This is a genomic window from endosymbiont 'TC1' of Trimyema compressum (genome assembly GCF_001584725.1).
In the GTDB taxonomy this organism is placed as follows: Bacteria; Bacillota; TC1; order TC1; family TC1; genus TC1.
Window position 1 is genome coordinate 516477 of sequence record NZ_CP014606.1, and the last position, 20837, is coordinate 537313.

The 20837-nt window shown below is 37.5% G+C and carries 28 protein-coding genes; all 28 read left to right on the top strand.

Features of this window, described 5'->3' with window-relative positions; genetic code table 11:
- The first annotated feature begins 298 nt into the window (after window positions 1-298).
- The 28 genes from rpoB to rplO all read left to right on the top strand — a co-directional run bounded on the left by rpoB (window position 299) and on the right by rplO (window position 20834).
- On the top strand, window positions 299-3691 hold the full coding sequence (rpoB, locus tag AZF37_RS03305) for a DNA-directed RNA polymerase subunit beta (RefSeq protein ID WP_281178906.1): 3393 nt from the start codon (window positions 299-301) through the stop codon (window positions 3689-3691).
- Window positions 3678-7184 carry a DNA-directed RNA polymerase subunit beta' gene (rpoC, locus tag AZF37_RS03310; RefSeq protein WP_088369556.1) on the top strand — a complete coding sequence of 1169 codons (3507 nt, stop codon included), beginning with the start codon at window positions 3678-3680 and terminating at the stop codon, window positions 7182-7184. The genes rpoB and rpoC overlap by 14 nt, the downstream gene beginning before the upstream one ends.
- 39 nt (window positions 7185-7223) lie before the next feature.
- Window positions 7224-7481 carry a ribosomal L7Ae/L30e/S12e/Gadd45 family protein gene (locus tag AZF37_RS03315; RefSeq protein WP_088369557.1) on the top strand — a complete coding sequence of 86 codons (258 nt, stop codon included), beginning with the start codon at window positions 7224-7226 and terminating at the stop codon, window positions 7479-7481.
- A gap of 14 nt (window positions 7482-7495) precedes the next feature.
- Window positions 7496-7870: a 30S ribosomal protein S12 gene (rpsL, locus tag AZF37_RS03320; protein WP_088369558.1), complete on the top strand. Its 375-nt coding sequence runs from the start codon at window positions 7496-7498 to the stop codon at window positions 7868-7870.
- Window positions 7871-7886: 16 nt separating this feature from the next.
- On the top strand, window positions 7887-8357 hold the full coding sequence (gene rpsG, locus AZF37_RS03325) for a 30S ribosomal protein S7 (protein ID WP_088369559.1): 471 nt from the start codon (window positions 7887-7889) through the stop codon (window positions 8355-8357).
- A gap of 15 nt (window positions 8358-8372) precedes the next feature.
- Window positions 8373-10451, top strand: coding sequence for an elongation factor G (fusA, locus tag AZF37_RS03330; RefSeq protein WP_088369560.1), 2079 nt, complete (start codon window positions 8373-8375; stop codon window positions 10449-10451).
- A 23-nt stretch (window positions 10452-10474) separates the two neighbouring features.
- Entirely contained in the window at window positions 10475-11680 is a 1206-nt protein-coding gene (gene tuf / locus AZF37_RS03335) for an elongation factor Tu (RefSeq protein WP_088369561.1), read from the top strand.
- A 168-nt stretch (window positions 11681-11848) separates the two neighbouring features.
- Complete coding sequence (rpsJ, locus tag AZF37_RS03340; protein ID WP_088370651.1) at window positions 11849-12157, top strand: 30S ribosomal protein S10; 309 nt, start codon at window positions 11849-11851, stop codon at window positions 12155-12157.
- A gap of 33 nt (window positions 12158-12190) precedes the next feature.
- Window positions 12191-12808, top strand: a complete 618-nt coding sequence (gene rplC, locus AZF37_RS03345; protein WP_088369562.1) for a 50S ribosomal protein L3 — start codon at window positions 12191-12193, stop codon at window positions 12806-12808.
- A gap of 15 nt (window positions 12809-12823) precedes the next feature.
- Complete coding sequence (gene rplD, locus AZF37_RS03350) at window positions 12824-13453, top strand: 50S ribosomal protein L4 (RefSeq protein WP_088369563.1); 630 nt, start codon at window positions 12824-12826, stop codon at window positions 13451-13453.
- A complete protein-coding gene (gene rplW / locus AZF37_RS03355) occupies window positions 13446-13730 on the top strand; it encodes a 50S ribosomal protein L23 (protein ID WP_088369564.1) in 285 nt (94 codons plus the stop codon). Before rplD ends, rplW begins: the two co-directional genes overlap by 8 nt.
- Before the next feature lie 25 nt (window positions 13731-13755).
- A complete protein-coding gene (rplB, locus tag AZF37_RS03360) occupies window positions 13756-14589 on the top strand; it encodes a 50S ribosomal protein L2 (protein WP_088369565.1) in 834 nt (277 codons plus the stop codon).
- Between the two features lie 18 nt (window positions 14590-14607).
- Entirely contained in the window at window positions 14608-14877 is a 270-nt protein-coding gene (gene rpsS, locus AZF37_RS03365; RefSeq protein ID WP_088369566.1) for a 30S ribosomal protein S19, read from the top strand.
- A gap of 18 nt (window positions 14878-14895) precedes the next feature.
- Window positions 14896-15240, top strand: coding sequence for a 50S ribosomal protein L22 (gene rplV, locus AZF37_RS03370; RefSeq protein WP_088369567.1), 345 nt, complete (start codon window positions 14896-14898; stop codon window positions 15238-15240).
- Between the two features lie 2 nt (window positions 15241-15242).
- Window positions 15243-15917: a 30S ribosomal protein S3 gene (rpsC, locus tag AZF37_RS03375; RefSeq protein ID WP_088369568.1), complete on the top strand. Its 675-nt coding sequence runs from the start codon at window positions 15243-15245 to the stop codon at window positions 15915-15917.
- Window positions 15911-16354 (top strand): 50S ribosomal protein L16, encoded by a 444-nt coding sequence (rplP, locus tag AZF37_RS03380; RefSeq protein WP_088369569.1) that lies wholly within the window; start codon window positions 15911-15913, stop codon window positions 16352-16354. Before rpsC ends, rplP begins: the two co-directional genes overlap by 7 nt.
- Window positions 16344-16535: a 50S ribosomal protein L29 gene (rpmC, locus tag AZF37_RS03385; RefSeq protein WP_088369570.1), complete on the top strand. Its 192-nt coding sequence runs from the start codon at window positions 16344-16346 to the stop codon at window positions 16533-16535. The genes rplP and rpmC overlap by 11 nt, the downstream gene beginning before the upstream one ends.
- Before the next feature lie 15 nt (window positions 16536-16550).
- The gene (gene rpsQ, locus AZF37_RS03390; protein WP_088369571.1) at window positions 16551-16814 is read left to right on the top strand and encodes a 30S ribosomal protein S17; all 264 of its coding nucleotides are present in this window, start codon (window positions 16551-16553) and stop codon (window positions 16812-16814) included.
- 27 nt (window positions 16815-16841) lie between these two features.
- Window positions 16842-17210: a 50S ribosomal protein L14 gene (gene rplN, locus AZF37_RS03395; protein WP_088369572.1), complete on the top strand. Its 369-nt coding sequence runs from the start codon at window positions 16842-16844 to the stop codon at window positions 17208-17210.
- Between the two features lie 20 nt (window positions 17211-17230).
- Entirely contained in the window at window positions 17231-17551 is a 321-nt protein-coding gene (gene rplX / locus AZF37_RS03400; protein ID WP_245612036.1) for a 50S ribosomal protein L24, read from the top strand.
- Window positions 17552-17570: 19 nt separating this feature from the next.
- On the top strand, window positions 17571-18110 hold the full coding sequence (gene rplE / locus AZF37_RS03405) for a 50S ribosomal protein L5 (RefSeq protein WP_088369574.1): 540 nt from the start codon (window positions 17571-17573) through the stop codon (window positions 18108-18110).
- A gap of 15 nt (window positions 18111-18125) precedes the next feature.
- Entirely contained in the window at window positions 18126-18311 is a 186-nt protein-coding gene (locus AZF37_RS03410) for a type Z 30S ribosomal protein S14 (protein ID WP_088369575.1), read from the top strand.
- Between the two features lie 27 nt (window positions 18312-18338).
- On the top strand, window positions 18339-18740 hold the full coding sequence (gene rpsH / locus AZF37_RS03415) for a 30S ribosomal protein S8 (RefSeq protein WP_088369576.1): 402 nt from the start codon (window positions 18339-18341) through the stop codon (window positions 18738-18740).
- Between the two features lie 14 nt (window positions 18741-18754).
- Entirely contained in the window at window positions 18755-19294 is a 540-nt protein-coding gene (gene rplF, locus AZF37_RS03420) for a 50S ribosomal protein L6 (protein WP_088369577.1), read from the top strand.
- 22 nt (window positions 19295-19316) lie between these two features.
- Window positions 19317-19673: a 50S ribosomal protein L18 gene (rplR, locus tag AZF37_RS03425; protein ID WP_088369578.1), complete on the top strand. Its 357-nt coding sequence runs from the start codon at window positions 19317-19319 to the stop codon at window positions 19671-19673.
- A gap of 20 nt (window positions 19674-19693) precedes the next feature.
- A complete protein-coding gene (gene rpsE / locus AZF37_RS03430) occupies window positions 19694-20191 on the top strand; it encodes a 30S ribosomal protein S5 (RefSeq protein WP_088369579.1) in 498 nt (165 codons plus the stop codon).
- Window positions 20192-20196: 5 nt separating this feature from the next.
- Window positions 20197-20382 (top strand): 50S ribosomal protein L30, encoded by a 186-nt coding sequence (rpmD, locus tag AZF37_RS03435; RefSeq protein ID WP_172793071.1) that lies wholly within the window; start codon window positions 20197-20199, stop codon window positions 20380-20382.
- Window positions 20383-20393: 11 nt separating this feature from the next.
- Window positions 20394-20834, top strand: a complete 441-nt coding sequence (rplO, locus tag AZF37_RS03440) for a 50S ribosomal protein L15 (RefSeq protein ID WP_088369580.1) — start codon at window positions 20394-20396, stop codon at window positions 20832-20834.
- Window positions 20835-20837 lie beyond the last annotated feature (3 nt).

Genomic DNA, 20837 nt, shown 5'->3' on the forward strand with positions numbered 1-20837 from the left:
TATTGTTGCTATTGCTAGCATCTTATTATTGATTTGTAAGAATAAGAAAAGAATAGAATTTTCTGAATTTAAAACCAGTCGAAGAAGGCTGGTTTTTGTGAAAAAATAATGGTCTATTAAAAATAGATTATATAGTTTTTTAATTATTTTTCATAATCTATTAAAAATAAGGCTAAAACCATTGACATTCCTGCTAAATAGGATATAATAATGAGATGTATTATTTAGATAATGGGGGATTGTGCACATTATTATCCCTTAGCTCTATTCAATATAAATATATTCAGGAGGTGTCGCCGTGGCTTATACTCCACAGAAAAACAAAGCGGAAGAACGGGTGAGTTTCGCGGAAATTAACGAAATTATGGAAATGCCCAACTTGATTGAAATTCAGAAAAAATCCTATGAGTGGTTTTTGGATGAAGGGATTGCATCTATTTTACAAGATGTATCGCCAATCGAGGATTTTGGAGGTCGGCTCGTACTAGAATTTATAGAACATACATTTGGACAGCCAAAACATACAGTAGAGGAAGCAATAGAAAAAGATGTTAACTATGATGCGCCTTTACGTGTAATGACTCGCCTAATTAACAAGGATACAGGGGAAGTGAAAGAAGATGAAGTTTTCTTGGGAAACTTTCCTTTGATGACGCCGACAGGTACTTTTATTATTAATGGTGCTGAGCGTGTCGTTGTTAGTCAGTTGGTCCGATCCCCTGGCGTTTATTACGGTGGACAAACAGATACTAATGGCGATCGCATTTATAACTCGACAATTATTCCAAACAGGGGTGCTTGGCTTGAGTATGAAAGTGATTCCCAAGGATATGTTTATGTCCGGATAGACAGAACAAGAAAACTGCCAGCGACAATACTATTTAAAGCATTAGGATTTGGCGATACAAAAGATATTATAAAGCATTTTAATCAAAATGAATATATTATGAAGACTTTAGAAAAAGATAATGCAGATACTAAAGAAGCTGCATTAATTGAAATCTATAGAAAGTTAAGACCCGGTGAACCACCTACAGTGGACAGTGCTCAAAACTTGCTTCACAGTCTTTTCTTCGATCCAAAGAGATATGACCTAGACAATGTAGGTCGTTATAAAATTAACAAAAAATTAGAACATGATGTTCCTTTATTTAAAACACCTAAAGATGAGGCTAGTGGCCGTTATTTCAGGCAGTTAGACATTAAGGATATTGTTTGTACAATGGAAAACTTCCTTAAAGTTATGAACGAAGAGTTACCAGTAGATGATATTGACCACTTAGGAAACAGAAGGTTGCGTTCTGTTGGTGAATTGTTAAGAAATCAATTCAGAGTTGGCTTGTCAAGAATGGAACGCTCCGTTAAAGATAAAATGACGCAACAAGATATTGAGGGTATTAGTGCTCAACAATTAATTAATATAAGGCCTGTTATCGCGACAGTAAAAGAGTTTTTTGGATCAAGCCAATTGTCCCAATTTATGGATCAAACAAATCCATTAGCTGAATTAACACACAAGAGACGTTTGTCGGCTCTTGGACCAGGTGGTCTTTCAAGGGAAAGGGCTGGTTTTGAGGTTAGAGATGTACACCACTCTCACTATGGCAGAATGTGTCCAATTGAGACACCAGAAGGACCGAATATTGGTTTAATTGGTTCCCTTGGTGTTTATGGAAAGGTTAATGAGCTTGGCTTTATTTGTGCTCCTTACAGAAAGGTTGAAAAAGCTAATGGTCGCGTAACAGATGAGATTGTTTATTTAACAGCAGACGAGGAAGATGTTTTCGTTATTGCTCAAGCAAACTCACCTATAGATGAAAATGGCTATTTTACAGATAAAAAAGTAGATGCTCGTTTTAGGAAAGAATATATTGACGTAGATCCTAAAGATATTGATTATATGGACGTATCGCCAAAAGAGGTTTGGAGTATTGCTACTGCGTTAATTCCATTTCTAGAGCATGATGATGCAAACCGTGCCCTTATGGGTGCTAACATGCAGCGTCAAGCAGTACCTTTGATTTATACTGAATCGCCATGTGTGGGAACAGGTATGGAAAAAAGAGCGGCGCAAGACTCTGGAGTTTGTGTTCTAGCTGAAAAAGAAGGAATTATCGAAAGAGTTACAGGCAATGAAATTGTTATTCGCACAATTGATGGAGAACAAGAAGTGCATAATGTAGTGAAGTTCAAGCGATCTAACCAAGGCACTTGTATTAACCAAAAACCAATTATTAAGAAAGGTGAAAAGGTTAAGGCAGGAGATGTGTTGGCCGATGGACCATCTGTTGATAATGGCGAATTAGCATTAGGCCGTAACGTATTAGTAGCGTTCATGACATGGGAAGGCTATAACTATGAGGATGCTATTTTAATTAGTGAAGAACTGGTTCAAGATGATGTCTATACATCTATTCATATGGATGAATATGAGTGTGAAGCACGTGAGACAAAATTAGGACCTGAAGAAATCACTAGGGAAATTACAAATGTTGGACAAGATGCTATCATTGATTTAGATGATGAAGGTATCATTAGAATTGGGGCAGAAGTAAAAGCTGGAGATATTCTGGTTGGTAAAGTAACACCTAAAGGTGAAACAGAACTAACTTCTGAAGAACGTCTTTTAAGAGCTATCTTCGGAGAAAAATCAAGAGATGTTAAAGACAATTCACTCAGAGTGCCACATGGGCAAAAAGGAATTGTTGTAGATGTTAAAGTGTTTGAAAAAGAAGATAAAGACAATGCTTTATCTCCAGGTGTGAATAAAGTTGTCCGTGTCTATATTGCCCAAAAAAGAAAAATATCTGTAGGGGATAAAATGGCTGGACGTCATGGTAACAAAGGTGTTATTTCTAGAATTTTGCCTAAAGAGGATATGCCGTTTTTACCAGATGGCACGCCAGTGCAAATTGTACTTAATCCGTTAGGTGTACCATCGCGTATGAATATTGGACAGGTTCTTGAGTGTCATTTAGGAATGGCAGCAGTTAAAAAAGGTATTAAGGTAGCAACACCAGTATTTGATGGTGCTTCTGAAGATGACATTCATAAAATGTTAACATCAGTAGGTATTAGCGCATCAGGTAAAACTAGATTATATGATGGTAGAACAGGAGAACCATTTGATAACGAGGTCACTGTTGGTCAAGTATATATGTTGAAACTGCACCACTTAGTAGATGATAAAATGCACGCTCGCTCAACTGGACCGTACTCACTGGTAACTCAGCAACCCCTTGGTGGTAAAGCCCAGTTTGGTGGACAGCGTTTTGGAGAGATGGAGGTTTGGGCATTAGAGGCCTATGGTGCAGCCCATACTCTACAAGAGATATTGACAATTAAGTCAGATGATATTGTTGGTAGGGTGAAAACATATGAAGCTATTGTAAAAGGAGAAAATATTCCTGAGCCAGGCATTCCAGAATCTTTCAAAGTATTGATTAAGGAATTACAGAGCTTAGGACTAGATGTTCAGGTTCTCCATAAAAATAAAGAAAAAAATGTATTTGAAACTGCAGATAATGAACCAATTACTGCTGAAATAAAAAAAGATCCAGAGGAGATTGTTTTAGAAGGTGCAGAACTCATCGCATCCGGATACCACGTAACATCCGAAGACGATGAAAATGTAGATTTTGGTTTTGTTGTTAAGGAAGAAGAACAGGAGGGTGAACATGGAAGAAATTAATAAAAAAAGTGATTCTAAAAAGGATAATAGTAATCCTGTGGACTCCAATGCTTTCGATGCTATTCGTATAAGTTTAGCCTCTCCAGAAAAAATACGTTCATGGTCATATGGTGAAGTGAAAAAACCAGAAACCATTAACTATAGAACGCTAAAGCCGGAAAGAGATGGACTCTTTTGTGAGAAAATCTTTGGACCTACAAAGGACTGGGAATGTCATTGTGGAAAATATAAGAAAGTCAAGTATGAAGGAATCGTTTGTGATCGTTGTGGCGTTGAAATTACACGTGCAAAAGTTAGAAGAGAGAGAATGGGACATATAGAGTTTGCAGCACCTGTTTCCAGTATTTGGTATTTTAAAGGTGTGCCAAGCCGTATGGGATTGCTTCTAGATGTATCACCAAAATCCATTGAAAAAGTACTTTATTTTTCAAGCTATATAGTTTTACAACCAGGAGATACACCTCTTGTAAAAAAACAAATATTATCTGAACAAGAATATAGAGATAATCGTAAAAAATTTGGTAAAGCATTTAAAGCCGGCATGGGAGCAGAAGCCATTAAGGAATTATTACGGGAAACTGACCTAGCTACTTTAGCAACTGAAATTAGAGCTGAAATTTTAAATACCAGTTCTCAAAAGAAAATTCGTCTTTTGAGACGACTTGAGGTTGTTGAAGTATTCAGAACTTCTGGCAATAAACCTGAGTGGATGATTTTAGATGTTCTGCCAGTGATTCCGCCAGAGCTAAGACCGATGGTACAGTTAGATGGTGGTCGTTTTGCTACTTCTGACTTAAATGATCTCTACAGAAGAGTCATTAATAGAAATAATCGTTTGAAGAAGCTACTTGATTTAAATGCCCCAGAGATTATTGTTAGAAATGAGAAGCGAATGCTACAAGAAGCCGTTGATGCTTTAATTGATAATGGTAGAAGAGGTCGTCCCGTTGCTGGTTCAGGAAACCGTCCTTTGAAATCATTAAGCGATATGCTTAAAGGCAAACATGGTCGTTTTCGTCAAAACCTATTAGGAAAACGTGTTGACTATTCAGGTCGTTCTGTTATTGTAGTTGGTCCAGAGCTTAAAATGCATCAATGTGGTTTGCCTAGAAAAATGGCTTTAGAACTTTTCAAACCTTTTGTAATGAAGTGTTTAGTCGAGCAAGGTGAAGCTTTAAATATTAAACAAGCTAAAAAGCAAGTTGAAAAAGGTGAAAGCAAAGTTTGGGATATATTAGAGGAAGTTGTTAAGGAACATCCGGTTCTATTAAACAGGGCTCCTACACTGCACCGCTTAGGTATTCAAGCTTTTGAACCAATCTTAGTTGGTGGTAAAGCCATTCAACTACATCCATTAGTTTGTACAGCCTATAATGCAGACTTTGATGGTGACCAAATGGCGGTTCATTTACCATTATCTTTAGAAGCACAAGCTGAAGCTAGATTTTTAATGATGAGTACCAATAATATTTTGAATCCAAAGGATGGTCACCCTGTTGCAACACCTACACAGGACATGGTATTAGGTTGTTATTACCTAACCGTAGTTAAAGAAGGTGGAAAAGGCGAAGGTAAAGTCTTTAACAACTACACTGAAGCTGCAATGGCATACGAGCATGGTGTTATTGAATTACATGCAGTAATTAAGCTGAAAGATAAAAATGGTGATTGGTTAGAAACAACGGTAGGTCGCTTAATCTTTAATTACGAAACACCAATTCCTGAAGAACTTGGTTACTATAATCAGGAAATGGATAAAAAGAAACTTGGAGAACTAATTTACTTATGCTACAGAAAATTAGGCAGTGATAAAACTGCTCAAGTTTTAGATGGTATTAAGAAATTAGGTTATAAGTATTCTACAAAAGCTGGTTTAACAATTAGCGTAGCCGATATCTTTATTCCTGAAGCTAAAAAAGAAATTCTTGCTAAGGCTGATGAAGAAGTAGATAAAATTGACAACTTATTTAAAATGGGCTTTTGTACAGAAAAAGAGCGACATGAAAAAGTTATTGAACTTTGGAATGGTGCAACAGGAGCTGTTACCAAGTCTATGATGGAAAACTTAGATAAGTTCAATCCTATTTTTATGATGGCTAACTCTGGAGCCCGTGGTAATGTTCAGCAAATTCGTCAGCTGGCAGGTATGAGGGGACTCATGGCTGACCCATCTGGTAAAATTGTTGACTTACCTATTAAAGCTAACTTCCGTGAAGGATTAACTGTACTTGAGTATTTCTTATCTACTCACGGAGCCAGAAAAGGTTTGGCGGATACAGCTTTAAGAACAGCTGAGTCAGGTTATTTAACACGTCGTTTAGTTGATGTTTCTCAAGATGTTATTATTAGAGAAGAGGACTGTGGTGCTGAAGAAGGGTTTACAGTGTCTTCTATTATTGAAGGAACTCGTGTTATTGAATCTCTTGGTGAGAGAATTATTGGACGTTATTTAGCTGAAGATATTATTCATCCTAAGACAAAAGAGATTATTGCTCATAAAAATGAGTTAGTTGATGAAGATAAATCTGAAGAGGTTGTGGCTGCTGGTGTTGAAGAAGTTAAGATTTTCTCAACATTTAACTGTAAAACAAGACGAGGCGTTTGTGCAAAGTGCTATGGTAGAAACTTAGCTATTGGTACACCGGTAGAACTAGGTGAAGCTGTTGGTACAATTGCGGCTCAGTCAATTGGAGAGCCAGGCACTCAGTTAACAATGAGAACTTTCCATACTGGTGGTGTTGCGGGAGATGACATTACCCAAGGTTTACCTAGAGTAGAAGAACTTTTTGAAGCTCGTAAACCTAAAGAGAAAGGTGAGCTTGCTCCAGCTGCCGGTAAAATTAAAATAAAAATGGTTAAAGGTAAAAATGAGATTTCCATTACCAATAAAGACGGCATAGAAACAGTTACTGTTCCATTATCTGCTAAACTAAGAGTAGCCACTGGTGATAAGGTTGAATTAGGCGATCAATTAACGGAAGGTTCTTTAGATCCTCATAGTTTATTGGCATATAAAGGCACCAAGGCATTACAAAACTATATCTTAAGAGAAGTTCAAAAAGTATATAGAACTCAGGGTGTTGATATTAGTGATAAACATATTGAAATTATTATTCACCAAATGCTTAAAAAAGTTAAGATGTCAGATACAGGAGATACACACTTGCTTGAAGGAACTATTGTCAATACATTTGATTTTGAAGAAGCTAATAAGCTTGCTACAAATAAAGGAGAAGCTATTCCGATTTTATTAGGAATTACCCAAGCATCATTAGCTACAGATTCTTTCTTATCAGCAGCGTCTTTCCAAGAGACAACTAGAGTATTAACAGATGCTGCTATTAGAGGTAAGATTGACTATCTTGTTGGCTTGAAAGAGAATGTTCAAATAGGTAAGCTAATTCCAACTGGAACTGGCCTTACAAAGTATGAATATTTGGAAGTTAATAAGATTCCTGACCGAGAAGAACTCTTCATTGACAGAGAAGATTAAAAGTGATAAAATTGTATGGCTTGGAAAGGGGGCTACTCTATGTCTTTAGATGAACTTAAAATAGCAAAAAGACGTACAGTTGGCACCAAACAGACTAAAAAGGCCTTACAAAACAGTCAGCTAAAAGCGGTTTATGTTGCAATGGATGCTGAACATAAGGTGACGAAACCACTTGTTGAAATAATAAATAAAAAAGGCCTTCCTATTTGCTGGGTGGAAACCAAGTATAAATTAGGAAAGGCCTGTGGTATTGAAGTAGGTACAGCCATTGCGGGTGTATTAAAAGAGGAAGAATAAAAAGGAGGTGTGGTATGCCTACAATTAACCAATTAGTAAGAAAAGGTAGAGAAGTGATGGAGCAAAAATCTACAGCACCAGCACTCAAAAATTGCCCTCAAAAAAGAGGAGTATGTACGAGAGTTTATACAGCCACTCCTAAAAAGCCGAATTCAGCTTTACGTAAAGTAGCCAGAGTTCGCTTAACGAACAGCATTGAGGTAACAGCGTATATTCCGGGAATTGGTCACTCATTACAAGAGCACTCAGTTGTGCTAATCAGAGGTGGCAGAATTAAGGACTTACCAGGTGTTCGTTATCATATTGTAAGAGGTGCTTTGGATACAACAGGTGTTCAAGATAGAGGGCAAAGTCGTTCTAAGTACGGTACAAAGAAACCTAAAAAATAAGTGTGAGGTGAAATAGATGCCAAGGAAAGGTAGTGTTCCTAAAAGAGAAGTATTGCCAGACCCGATTTACGGGAGTGTAGTACTAACTAAATTAGTTAATCAAATTATGTTAGATGGCAAAAAGAGCATAGCGGAAGGTATCTGCTATGGCGCTTTAAATATTATTAAAGAAAAAACCGAAAGAGATCCAATGGAAGTTTTTAATGAAGCTATGGAAAATGTTATACCTTTATTAGAAGTTAAAGCACGTCGTGTTGGCGGGGCAAACTATCAGGTTCCAATTGAAGTAAGGCCTGAGAGAAGACAAACATTAGCAATTCGTTGGATTACAAAATTCACAAGAGCTAGAAGTGGCAAGTCAATGGAGCAAAAATTAGCAAATGAGTTAATGGATGCTGCAAATGGCACAGGTTCTTCTGTTAAAAGAAAAGAAGATACTCATAAAATGGCTGAGGCTAATAGAGCATTTGCACATTACAAATGGTAGAGAGGGGATAATCATATGGCTAGACAAGTTAGCTTAGAAAAAACTAGAAATATTGGTATTATGGCGCATATTGATGCGGGTAAAACCACAACAACAGAGAGAATCCTCTTCTATACTGGTCGTGTTCATAAAATTGGGGAGACACATGACGGTGCAGCTACTATGGACTGGATGGTTCAAGAGCAAGAAAGAGGTATTACAATTACTTCTGCTGCAACTACTTGTTCATGGAAAGACCACAAAATCAATATTATCGATACACCAGGACACGTGGACTTTACAATGGAAGTTGAACGTTCATTACGTGTTTTAGACGGTGCAGTAGCAGTATTTTGCTCAGTAGGTGGTGTTGAACCTCAATCTGAAACTGTTTGGAGACAAGCAGACAAGTATGGTGTTCCAAGAATTGCTTACATTAATAAAATGGATAGAACAGGAGCTGACTTCTTTACAGGTGTCAATATGATTAAAGATCGTTTAGGCGCAAATCCTGTTCCAATGCAAATTCCAATTGGTTCTGAAGAAAACTTTAAAGGTGTTGTAGATTTAATTGAAAATGAAGCAATTATTTATACTGATGACTTAGGTCAAGTTTCAGATCACACTGCTATTCCCGAAGATTTAGTTGAAATAGCAGCGGAGTATAGAGAAAAATTAATTGAAGCAGCAGCTGAAAATGATGAAGAATTAATGATGAAGTATTTAGAAGGTGAAGAACTTTCATTAGAAGAAATTAGACGAGGAATTAGACGAGGAACTTTGGCGGTTACAATGATTCCAGTGTTCTGTGGGTCTGCTTTTAAAAACAAAGGTATACAACCATTGTTAGATGCTATTATTGATTTTATGCCATCTCCAGTAGATGTGCCACCAGTTGAAGGTATTAATCCTGAAACAGGAGAAACAGAAACAAGAGACTCAGATGACGATGCACCATTTTCTGCTTTAGCGTTTAAGATTATGGCTGACCCGTTTGTTGGGAAGCTTGCGTTCTTCAGATCTTATTCTGGGATTGTTGAATCTGGAACTTATATTTATAACTCAGTAAAAAGTAAGAGAGAGCGTTTAGGAAGAATCCTACAAATGCACGCTAACTCAAGAGAAGATATTAAAGAAGTCCGTTCAGGTGATATTGCAGCTGCAGTCGGTCTAAAGGACACTGCAACTGGAGAAACCCTATGTGACGAAAAGCATCCAATTGTTTTAGAATCAATGGAATTCCCAGATCCAGTTATTGATATTGCTATTGAGCCTAAAACAAAGCAAGACCAAGAAAAAATGGGTATGGCTCTTCAGAAACTTTCAGAAGAAGATCCAACATTCAGAGTGCATACCGATGAAGAAACTGGACAAACAATTATTTCTGGAATGGGTGAATTACACTTAGAAGTTATTGTGGATCGTCTGTTAAGAGAATTTAAAGTAGATGCGTTAGTCGGTAAACCGCAAGTTGCTTACAAAGAGACAGTTACTAAAGAAGCTCGCTCAGAAACTAAATATGCTCGTCAATCAGGTGGTAGAGGTCAATACGGACACGTTGTTATTAACATTGAACCACTTGAAAGAGGAACAGGATATGAGTTCGTTAATAAAATTGTAGGTGGTGTTATTCCTAAGGAATACATTCCAGCAGTTGATGCTGGTATTCAAGAAGCTATGGTCAATGGTGTTATTGCTGGTTATCCATTAATGGATGTAAAGATTACATTAGTTGATGGATCTTATCATGATGTTGACTCATCTGAAATGGCCTTTAAAATTGCCGGAAGTATGGCATTTAAAGAGGGGGCTAAAAAAGCTGGAGCAACTATTGTTGAGCCTGTAATGAAAATTGAGGCTACTATTCCTGAGGAATACATGGGAGATGTTATTGGCGACATTAACTCTCGTCGTGGAAGAATTGAAGGAATGGACCCAAGACCAGGTGGCGTAACAGTTGTTAGAGGTTTTGTACCGCTAGCAGAAATGTTCGGTTATGCTACAGACCTACGTTCACGTTCACAAGGTCGTGGTACTTATGTAATGCAATTTGATCATTACGAAGCGGTACCAAAAAGTATATCTGAAGAAATTATTGAAAAAAGAAGAGGATAGTTTTTAAGGAGGAGAAGAAAGAAATGTCAAAAGCAAAATTTGAAAGAAACAAACCCCATGTAAACATAGGAACAATTGGTCACGTAGACCATGGTAAAACAACATTAACAGCAGCAATAACCAACACGTTAGCAACAACAGGAGGATCTGAAGCGAGAGCTTATGATCAGATTGACAATGCACCGGAAGAAAGAGAAAGAGGTATTACAATTAATACTTCACACGTAGAGTATGAAACAGAGAACAGACACTATGCACATGTAGACTGCCCAGGTCACGCAGACTATGTAAAGAATATGATAACAGGAGCAGCACAAATGGACGGAGCGATTTTAGTAGTAAGTGCAGCAGATGGTCCGATGCCACAAACAAGAGAGCATATTCTATTAGCGAAACAAGTCGGGGTACCATACATAGTAGTATTCTTAAATAAAGAAGATCAAGTAGACGATCCAGAATTACTAGAATTAGTAGAGATGGAAGTAAGGGAGCTACTAAGCGACAACGACTTTGACGGAGATAATGCACCAGTAGTAACAGGTTCAGCATTAAAAGCGTTAGAAGAAGGAGACGGAACAAGAGAGAACAAATGGTCTGGAAAGATTTGGGAATTAATGGATGCAGTAGATGCATACATTCCAACGCCAGAGAGAGCAACAGACAAGCCATTTTTAATGCCAATTGAGGATGTGTTCACTATTACAGGAAGAGGAACAGTAGCAACAGGCAGAGTAGAGAGAGGCATCGTAAAAGTAGGAGATGAAATTGAGATTGTAGGCTTACAAGATAAGGCAACAAAATCAACAGTAACAGGTGTAGAAATGTTTAGAAAGCTATTAGACCAAGCAGAAGCAGGGGATAATATTGGCGCATTACTAAGAGGCATTGAGCGTTCAGACATAGAGAGAGGACAAGTATTAGCAAAGCCGGGAAGTATTAATCCACACAAGAATTTTGAAGGACAAGTATACATCTTAACAAAAGAAGAAGGTGGCAGACACACTCCGTTTTTCAATGGATACAGACCCCAATTTTACTTTAGAACAACAGACGTAACAGGAATGGCAGAATTACCAGAAGGAATAGAAATGGTAATGCCAGGAGATGACGTAGAGTTAAAAGTAGAATTAATAACGCCAATTGCGATTGAAGAAGGCTTACATTTTGCTATAAGAGAAGGTGGCAGAACAGTAGGAGCTGGTGTTGTAAGTAAAGTACTTGCTGACTAATTCAGTTGTTTTAAATTAAATAGATAGACACAAGTCAGTGGCTTAATGCCACTGACGTTGTGTCGTTTATAGGCGAGGAAGTAGAAGGTTGCTTTTCATCTGCAGATGGAAGGGTGTTTTTATGGAGCCAGTTGTATTGAAAATACAAACGAAAGGAAGGAACAAAAAGTGGCAAAAGAGAAGATTAGAATTCGCTTGAAAGCATATGATCACAAGTTATTAGACCAATCAGCAAGGAAAATTGTTGAGACTGCTAAGAACACAGGTGCAATGGTTTCCGGACCAATCCCACTTCCTACAGAAAGAAACATCTATACCATTTTACGTTCTACTCACGTCCATAAGGATTCAAGAGAGCAATTTGAGATGAGAACTCATAAACGTCTTATCGATATATTGGCTCCGAACCCTAAGACAGTAGATGCGTTAATGCACATTGATTTACCTGCAGGGGTAGATGTAGAAATTAAACTATAGGAAAAAAGATTGGAAAGGAGATGAATTGTCATAATGGCTAAAGCAATTATAGGTAAAAAAATTGGAATGACAAGCATCTTCCAAGATGGAACGATGATTCCAGTTACTGTTATTGAAGCTGGTCCTTGTGTAATTACACAAGTAAAGACTAAAGAAAATGACGGTTATGAGGGAGTACAAGTCGGTTTTTTACCAAAAAAAGAAAAACACACAACTAAACCATTAGCGGGCCATTTCAAAAAAGGAAATGTTAGCCCACTTAAGATTTTAAAAGAGCTTCCAGTAGAAGGCGAAGCAGAAGTTGGAGCGGAAATCAGAGTTGATATTTTTGCAACAGGTGACTACGTTGATGTAACAGGAAAATCAAAAGGTAAGGGTTTTGCAGGGGTTATCAAAAGATATGGTTTTCACCGCGGACCTGAAAGTCATGGTTCTAGACACCACAGAAATGTTGGTTCTTTAGGATCTATGGATGCTGCCCGTGTATTCAAAGGCAAAAAAATGCCAGGAAGAATGGGTGGCGATTGTGTAACAGTCCAAAATTTAGTTATTGCAGACGTGTTACCAGAACAAAACTTAATTTTAATTAAAGGTGCAATTCCAGGAGCGAAAAAATCAATCGTTACTGTGAGACCTGCTAAAAAGAAGTAGAAGGAGGTAGAGCAAATGGCAAAAATAAATGTACTAAGTACTGATGGTTCTGTTAAAGAATCTTTAGAACTTAAAGACGAAGTTTTCGGTATTGAGCCAAGTGAAGCATCTGTCCACGCTGTGGTAGTTATGCAACTTGCAAACAAACGCCAAGGAACTCACTCCACTTTAACACGTGCAGAAGTATCAGGTGGTGGAAAGAAGCCTTGGAGACAAAAAGGAACTGGTAGAGCCAGAGTAGGTAGTTCAAGAAATCCTGTCTGGAGAAAAGGTGGCGTTGCTTTTGGTCCTAAACCAAGAGATTACAGCTACAGCCTACCAAAGAAAGTTAAGCGCTTAGCTATGAAATCTGTACTAAGCGACAAAGTAGCTAATGAAGAATTAATCGTTGTAGACAGCTTTAATTTTAAAGAGCCTAAAACAAAAGAAATGAAAAATGTTTTAGCTAATTTAAAGGCTGGTAGAACAGCTTTAATTGTTACTTTAGATAAAGAGAACAACGTTATTGCTTCTGCAAGCAATTTACAAGGGGTAACAACAACTTTTACAGGCAGTGTAAATGTTTATGATATGGTCAGACATGCATCCCTAATTGCTACTAAAGAAGCTGTGCTAAAGCTGGAGGAGGTGCTTTTAGATGCGTAACCCAGCAGATGTAATCGTCAAGCCAGTTATTTCTGAAAAGAGTATGGACTTGTCAGCACAAAATAAATATGTATTCTTTGTTAATAAAGATGCAAATAAAATTGAGATTAGACATGCAATTGAAAAACAATTCAATGTAAAAGTAGGAAAAGTTAATACGATGACTGTTAAAGGGAAGCTCAAGAGACAAGGTAAAACACAAGGCTATAGACCAGATCGTAAAAAAGCAATAGTTACTTTAATAGAAGGAACTATCGAATTATTTGAAGGCATGTAAACCAGAGAGATAAGGAGGAGAAAAGATGGCATTAAAATCTTTCAGACCAACATCACCTGGTTTAAGACAAATGACGGTTTCTTCATTTGAAGAAGTAACTGCAAAAAAACCTGAAAAGTCTTTAACAGCCCCACTATCAAAAAAAGCAGGGCGTAATAACCAGGGTAGAATTACAGTAAGACACCGCGGAGGCGGCGAAAAACGTCTATATAGAATTATTGATTTTAAAAGAAACAAGGACAATATTCCAGCAAAAGTGGAGAGTATTGAGTATGATCCAAATCGCTCAGCTAATATTGCACTACTACACTACGCAGACGGAGAAAAAAGATATATTTTAGCACCAGAAGGATTAAAAGTAGGCGTTAAAGTTGAATCTGGCGAAAAAGCTGATATTAAGCCAGGTAATGCATTACCACTTGCAAACATCCCTGTGGGTGCCACAATTCATAACATTGAGATGAAGCCTGGAAAAGGTGGACAACTTGTTAGAGGTGCAGGAAACTCTGCACAGTTAATGGCTAAAGAAGGTCGTTATGCACAAGTGCGAATGCCTTCCAGTGAAGTAAGAATGATTTTAGTTGACTGTAAAGCAACAATTGGCGAAGTTGGTAATGGAGACCATGGTAATATTACTATTGGTAAAGCTGGACGTAAACGTCACTTAGGCTTCCGTCCAACAGTTCGTGGCGTTGTAATGAACCCTAACGATCACCCACACGGTGGTGGTGAAGGACGTTCACCAGTTGGCAGAAAACATCCAGTTACCCCTTGGGGTAGACCAGCGCTTGGACAAAGAACAAGAAAGAAAACAAATTCTTCTGATAAGTTCATTGTTCGTAGACGTTATGATAAGTAGTGAAGGGAGGACAAAATTGTGTCAAGATCAATAAAAAAAGGTCCTTATTGTGAACCTAAACTTTTGAAAAAAGTTGAAGCAATGAATGAAACAGATGAAAAACGCGTTATTAAAACGTGGTCCAGAAGATCTACAATTTTCCCTGAAATGGTAGGATATACCTTTAATGTACATAATGGAAGAAAACATATTCCAGTGTATGTATCTGAGGATATGGTAGGTCATAAATTAGGTGAGTTTGCTCCGACAAGAACTTACAGAGGTCATGCGGGCAACAAAGCTAGATAGAGGAAGGAGGACAAAATAATGGCAAGTGAAGTAAAAGCAGTTGCGAAATATATGCGTATCTCCCCTCAAAAATTGAGAAGTGTTGCAAATGAAATTAGGGGTAAAGAATTAAGAAATGCATTAGCTATCTTAAAATTCTCTCCTAAAAAAGCATCATTTTTGCTGGAGAAAGTAGTTAAATCTGCTGCGAGTAATGCAGAAAATAACAGCAGCTTAAATAAAGATGCCCTGTATATTTCTGAAATATATGTAGGGGAAGGTCCAACCTTGAAACGCTTTAAACCAAGAGCGATGGGAAGAGCCGATTTAGTACTAAAAAGAACCAGCCATGTAACAGTAGTTGTGGCTGAGAAGGAGGTTTAGTAGTGGGACAGAAAGTACATCCAAAATCAATGCGTTTAGGCGTTGTTCAGGACTGGGATGCAAAATGGTACGGTAGCAATAAAGATTATTCAGATATTTTATTGGAAGATGTAAAAATCAGAGAATATATTAAGAAAAGTTTATACCACGCTGGCATTGCTAGAATTTTAATTGAGCGTGTAGGCAAGCGTATTACTATTACCATCCACACAGGTAAACCAGGAGTGGTTATCGGACGTGGTGGTTCTGAAATTGAAAAATTAAGAAACTCATTAAAATCCATGGTTAAAGGACATCAAATAAATATTAAAGTAATTGAAGTGAAAAAGCCAGAAATGGAAGCTCAATTAATTGCTGAGAATATTGCAGCACAATTAGAAAAAAGAATTTCTTTCAGACGTGCTGTTAAGCAAGCAGTTCAACGTGCTATGAAAATTGGTGCAGGTGGTATCAGAGTAGCTGTATCCGGTCGTTTAGGTGGCGCTGAAATTGCTAGAACTGAATGGTATAGCGAGGGTAAAGTGCCATTGCATACAATTCGTGCCAATGTAGTTTATGCAACAGCTGAAGCTGATACTACTTATGGAAAAATTGGTGTAAAAACATGGGTTTACCTAGGAGACATCCTTACTGAAGAAAAAAACAGGAAGTTAAGGAGGGGAAGTGAATCATGTTAATGCCTAAAAAGGTTAAATACAGAAGACCTCGCCGTCCTAAGAAGATGAAGGGGAAATCAAAAGGTGGCAACCATGTAACTTATGGTGAATTTGGCTTAAGAGCTACATCACCAGCATGGGTTACTTCAAGACAAATTGAAGCAGCACGTATCGCCATGACCCGTTATACAAAAAGAGACGGTAAAGTATGGATTAAAATATTTCCGGATCGTCCAATTACACAAACTCCTGCGGAAACTCGTATGGGTAAAGGCAAAGGTTCTCCGGAGTATTGGGTAGCAGTGGTTAAACCAGGACGTGTTCTTTTTGAAATTTCTGGTATTAGCGAAGAGCAAGCTCGCGAGGCTATGCGTCTAGCATCACACAAGCTCCCATTAAAAACAAAATTCGTTGTGAAAGCCGACGAAGAAATTGGTGGTGACGCTAATGAAAAATAAAGAATATAGAGATTTATCAACTGATGAATTAGTCTCTCAAATAGATGGTTTAAAAAAAGAGTTATTTAACTTGAGATTCCAAGCAGCGACAGCGCAATTATCAAATCCAATGCGCATTCGTGAAGTTAAGCGTTCTATTGCAAGAGCAAAAACGATCTTAACGCAAAAAGAAAATCAATAGAAGGAGGAAAGATTCTTGGAAAGAAATACAAGCAGAAAAACAAGAATTGGTGTTGTTGTTAGTGATAAAATGGACAAAACAGTTGTTGTTAAAGTTGAAAACTTTAAAAAACACTCTATTTATCACAAGCGTTTTAAAGTATCTAAAAAATTTAAAGCACATGATGAAAACAACACTTGCATGATAGGTGATAAAGTAAAAATTATGGAAACACGTCCTCTTTCTAAAGATAAACATTTTAGAGTACTTGAAGTACTTGTAAAAGGTAAGAGGGTTTAGTATCTGCCATAAAAGGAGGGTTATGAAATGGTCCAACAAGAATCAAGATTAAAAGTTGGGGACAATACTGGAGCAAAAGAATTACTTTGCATTCGTGTTCTAGGTGGTTCTAGAAAAAGAACGGCTTCTGTGGGAGATGTTATCGTATGTTCCGTCAAACACGCAACACCAGGTGGCGTGGTAAAGAAGGGCGAGGTAGTGAAAGCTGTTGTAGTTCGTACTGTTTACCAAACAAGACGCCCTGATGGTTCTTATATTAAATTTAATGAAAATGCAGCAGTTTTAATTAAAGATGATGGTACTCCGAAAGGCACCCGTATCTTTGGTCCTGTTGCTAGAGAGCTCAGAGAGAAAAACTATATGAAAATTGTTTCTCTAGCACCAGAAGTGCTATAGAAATTACGGAGGTGAACAAGTTGACACCACACTTACATGTGAAAAAAGGGGATAAGGTAGAAATTATCGTCGGTAAAGATAAAAATAAAAACGGCAAGATTCTGGAGAGTTATCCAAGTGATGGAAAAGTACTCGTTAAAGGAATTAATAAAGTTAAAAGACATACAAAAGGGACTCAAAAGAATCCGCAGGGTGGCATTATCGAGAAAGAAGCACCTATTCAAGCGTCTAATGTTCTTCTGTTTTGTTCTAAGTGCAACCGTGGCGTGCGTCATGGACACGAAGTTAAAGAAGACAAAAAAGTACGCGTATGTAAAAAATGCGGAAAAGTATTAGACTAAAAGAAAGGAGGACCTTACATTGGCTAGACTAAAAGATACGTATAAGGAAGAAGTTGTGCCTGCATTAGTTGAAAAGTTTTCATATAAAAATGTTAACGAAGCACCAAAACTTAACAAAATTATTGTTAATATGGGTGTTGGTGAAGCAGTGCAAAACAGCAAAGTTTTAGAAGGAGCAGTTTCTGATATTATAATGATTACTGGACAAAAACCTGTAATCACTAAAGCAAAAAAATCTATTGCTACTTTTAAATTAAGAGAAGGCATGCCTATCGGCTGTAAAGTTACAATGAGAGGCGCTAGAATGTATGAATTTCTAGATCGCTTAGTGAATGCTTCCTTGCCGAGGGTTCGTGATTTTAAAGGAATCTCTAATAAAGGTTTCGATGGTCGTGGTAACTATACATTAGGTATCACTGAGCAATTAATATTTCCTGAAATTGATTTTGATAAAATTGATAAAGTAAGAGGGATGGATATAACATTTGTTACAACAGCAAAAACAGATGAGGAAGCGAGAGAATTACTAAAGTTACTCGGCGCTCCTTTTGCTAAGTAATTAAGGAGGATAGCAATGGCTAAAACATCAAAAAAAATAAGTCAACAAAGAACTCCTAAGTATAAAGTTAGAGCTTATAATCGCTGCAAAATTTGTGGAAGACCACATGCATATATCAGAAAATTTGGTATCTGCAGAATTTGTTTCCGCAAAAGAGCCAGCAATGGAGAATTGCCTGGAGTTAGAAAAGCAAGCTGGTAAGCATATGCTTTGGAAGGAGGTATTTGAATGGTAATGACAGATCCAATAGCGGATTATTTAACAAGAGTTCGTAACGCGAATACTGCATATAAGAAATCTGTAGATATTCCTGCTTCTAATTTAAAGGAGTCTATGTCTCGTATTCTAAAAGAGGAAGGCTTTATAAAAGGATTTGAAGTAGTAGATGGCGACAACCCTGCTAAAAAAGCAATTCGCGTTTATTTAAAATATGATGATAAAACAAGAGTAATTTCCGGACTAAAAAGAATTAGCAAACCTAGCCTTAGAGTATATGTAGGAACTGAAGATGTTCCTAGAGTGTTAGGTGGTTTCGGTATTGCAGTTCTTTCAACATCAAAAGGAATTATGACAGATAAATCAGCAAGAAAAGAAGGCGTTGGTGGAGAAGTACTCTGCTATGTCTGGTAACCAGGAGGTACAACATGTCAAGAATAGGTAAAGCACCTGTTGTTATTCCCGAAGGAGCGGAAGTAAACGTCTCTGGTAGCCATGTGGCAGTTAAGGGACCTAAAGGAAAATTAGAGTTTACTTTTGAGCCTGTAATAACAATTAAAGTAGAAGACGGTGAAGTATTGGTTTCAAGAGCAGATGATGATAAACATAACCGTTCACTACACGGAATGACAAGAGCGATAATAAACAATATGGTAACTGGTGTAAGCACTGGTTTCCAAAAAGAGTTAAACATGGTTGGGGTAGGTTATAAAGCCAATCTTGCTGGGAAGAAACTAGTTGTAAATGCTGGTTATTCCCATCCAGTTGAAATGGAAGTTGAAGCTGGTTTAGAAGTTGAGGTTCCAAAACCAACAGTGATTATTGTTAAAGGTATTGATAAGCAACAAGTAGGGGCTTTTGCTGCTAATGTGAGAAGTATTCGTCTACCTGAGCCATATAAAGGCAAAGGTATTAAGTATGCTGACGAACATATTAGAAGAAAAGTCGGTAAAACTGGCTCCAAATAGAGCAAGAAAGGAGTGAGCAGTTTTGATTAAACAGATTAACAGAAAAAAAGTTCGTGCTAAGAAACACAGAAGAGTTCGTAAAAATATCAGCGGAACAGCAACCTGTCCAAGACTATGTGTTTTCAGAAGTGGAAAAAACATTCATGCTCAGATTATCGATGATGTTGCAGGTCACACATTGGTTGCAGCTTCCTCTCTTGAAGTGAGGGATGTAAATGGTGGCAATGTAGAAGGCGCTGGTGTTGTTGGTAAATTACTTGCTGAAAAAGCAGTTAAAGCTTGTGTGAAATCAGTAGTTTTTGATAGAAGTGGCTATATTTATCACGGAAGAGTTCAAGCCCTTGCAGAAGGTGCTAGAGAAGGCGGATTAGAATTTTAAATCCAAAAGGAGGGAAAAACGTGCACACTGATGAAAAAAAGAGTGAATTCTCAGAAAGAGTAGTCAACATTAATCGTGTTGCTAAGGTCGTAAAAGGTGGACGTCGTTTTAGCTTTAGTGCTTTAGTCGTTGTTGGCGATGGCGAAGGCAGAGTTGGCGTAGGACATGGGAAAGCTCAAGAAGTTCCTACAGCTATTAAAAAAGCTGTTGAAGATGCAAAGAAAAATGTTATCAATGTTCCGATTGTTAATACAACAATACCCCACCAAATTATCGGTAAATTCGGAGCAGGTGCCGTTCTATTAAAACCTGCAGCAAATGGTACTGGCGTTATTGCTGGTGGACCAGCGCGTGCAGTTTTAGAATTAGCAGGCATTAAAAATATTTTGACAAAATCTTTAGGCTCATCTAATAAAAATAACATGGTATATGCTACCATAGAAGGTTTAGCTTCTTTGAAGCGCGCTGATGAAGTAGCAAGACTACGCGGTAAAACCACCGACGAGTTATTCGGTTAGGAGGGATGGGCGTGAAAGAAGTAAAAGTTACATTAGTTAAAAGTATTATTGGACGTCCTGAAAGACAGAAGGAAACTGTAAGGTCTTTAGGTTTAGGAAAAATTAACAGCCAAGTAATACAAAAGCTAACACCAGATATTGAGGGGAAATTAAATAAAGTTTCTCATCTGGTCAAATATGAAGAAATATAGGAGGTTTTGTGATGAAGCTTCATGATTTAAGCCCAGCAGCAGGTGCAAAAAAAGCATCTAAACGTGTTGGAAGAGGCATGGGTTCTGGTACAGGCAAAACCTGTGGTAGAGGTCATAATGGCCAAAAATCCCGTTCTGGCTATAGCCAAAAAAGAGGATTTGAAGGCGGACAAATGCCTTTAATTAGAAGAATACCAAAAAGAGGTTTTACAAATATATTTGCAACAGAGTATACTATTATAAATCTAGACCAATTAAATAGATTTGAAGATGGTGCTACAGTAACTATTGACGATATGCTAAACTGTGGAGTTGCTAGAAAGCTTCAAGATGGCATTAAAATTCTCGGTAATGGTGAAGTAACAAAAAAATTAACAGTTCAATGTAACAAAATTAGCGATTCCGCAAAAAGTAAGATTGAAGCTGCTGGAGGAAAAGTAGAGGTGATTTAAGTA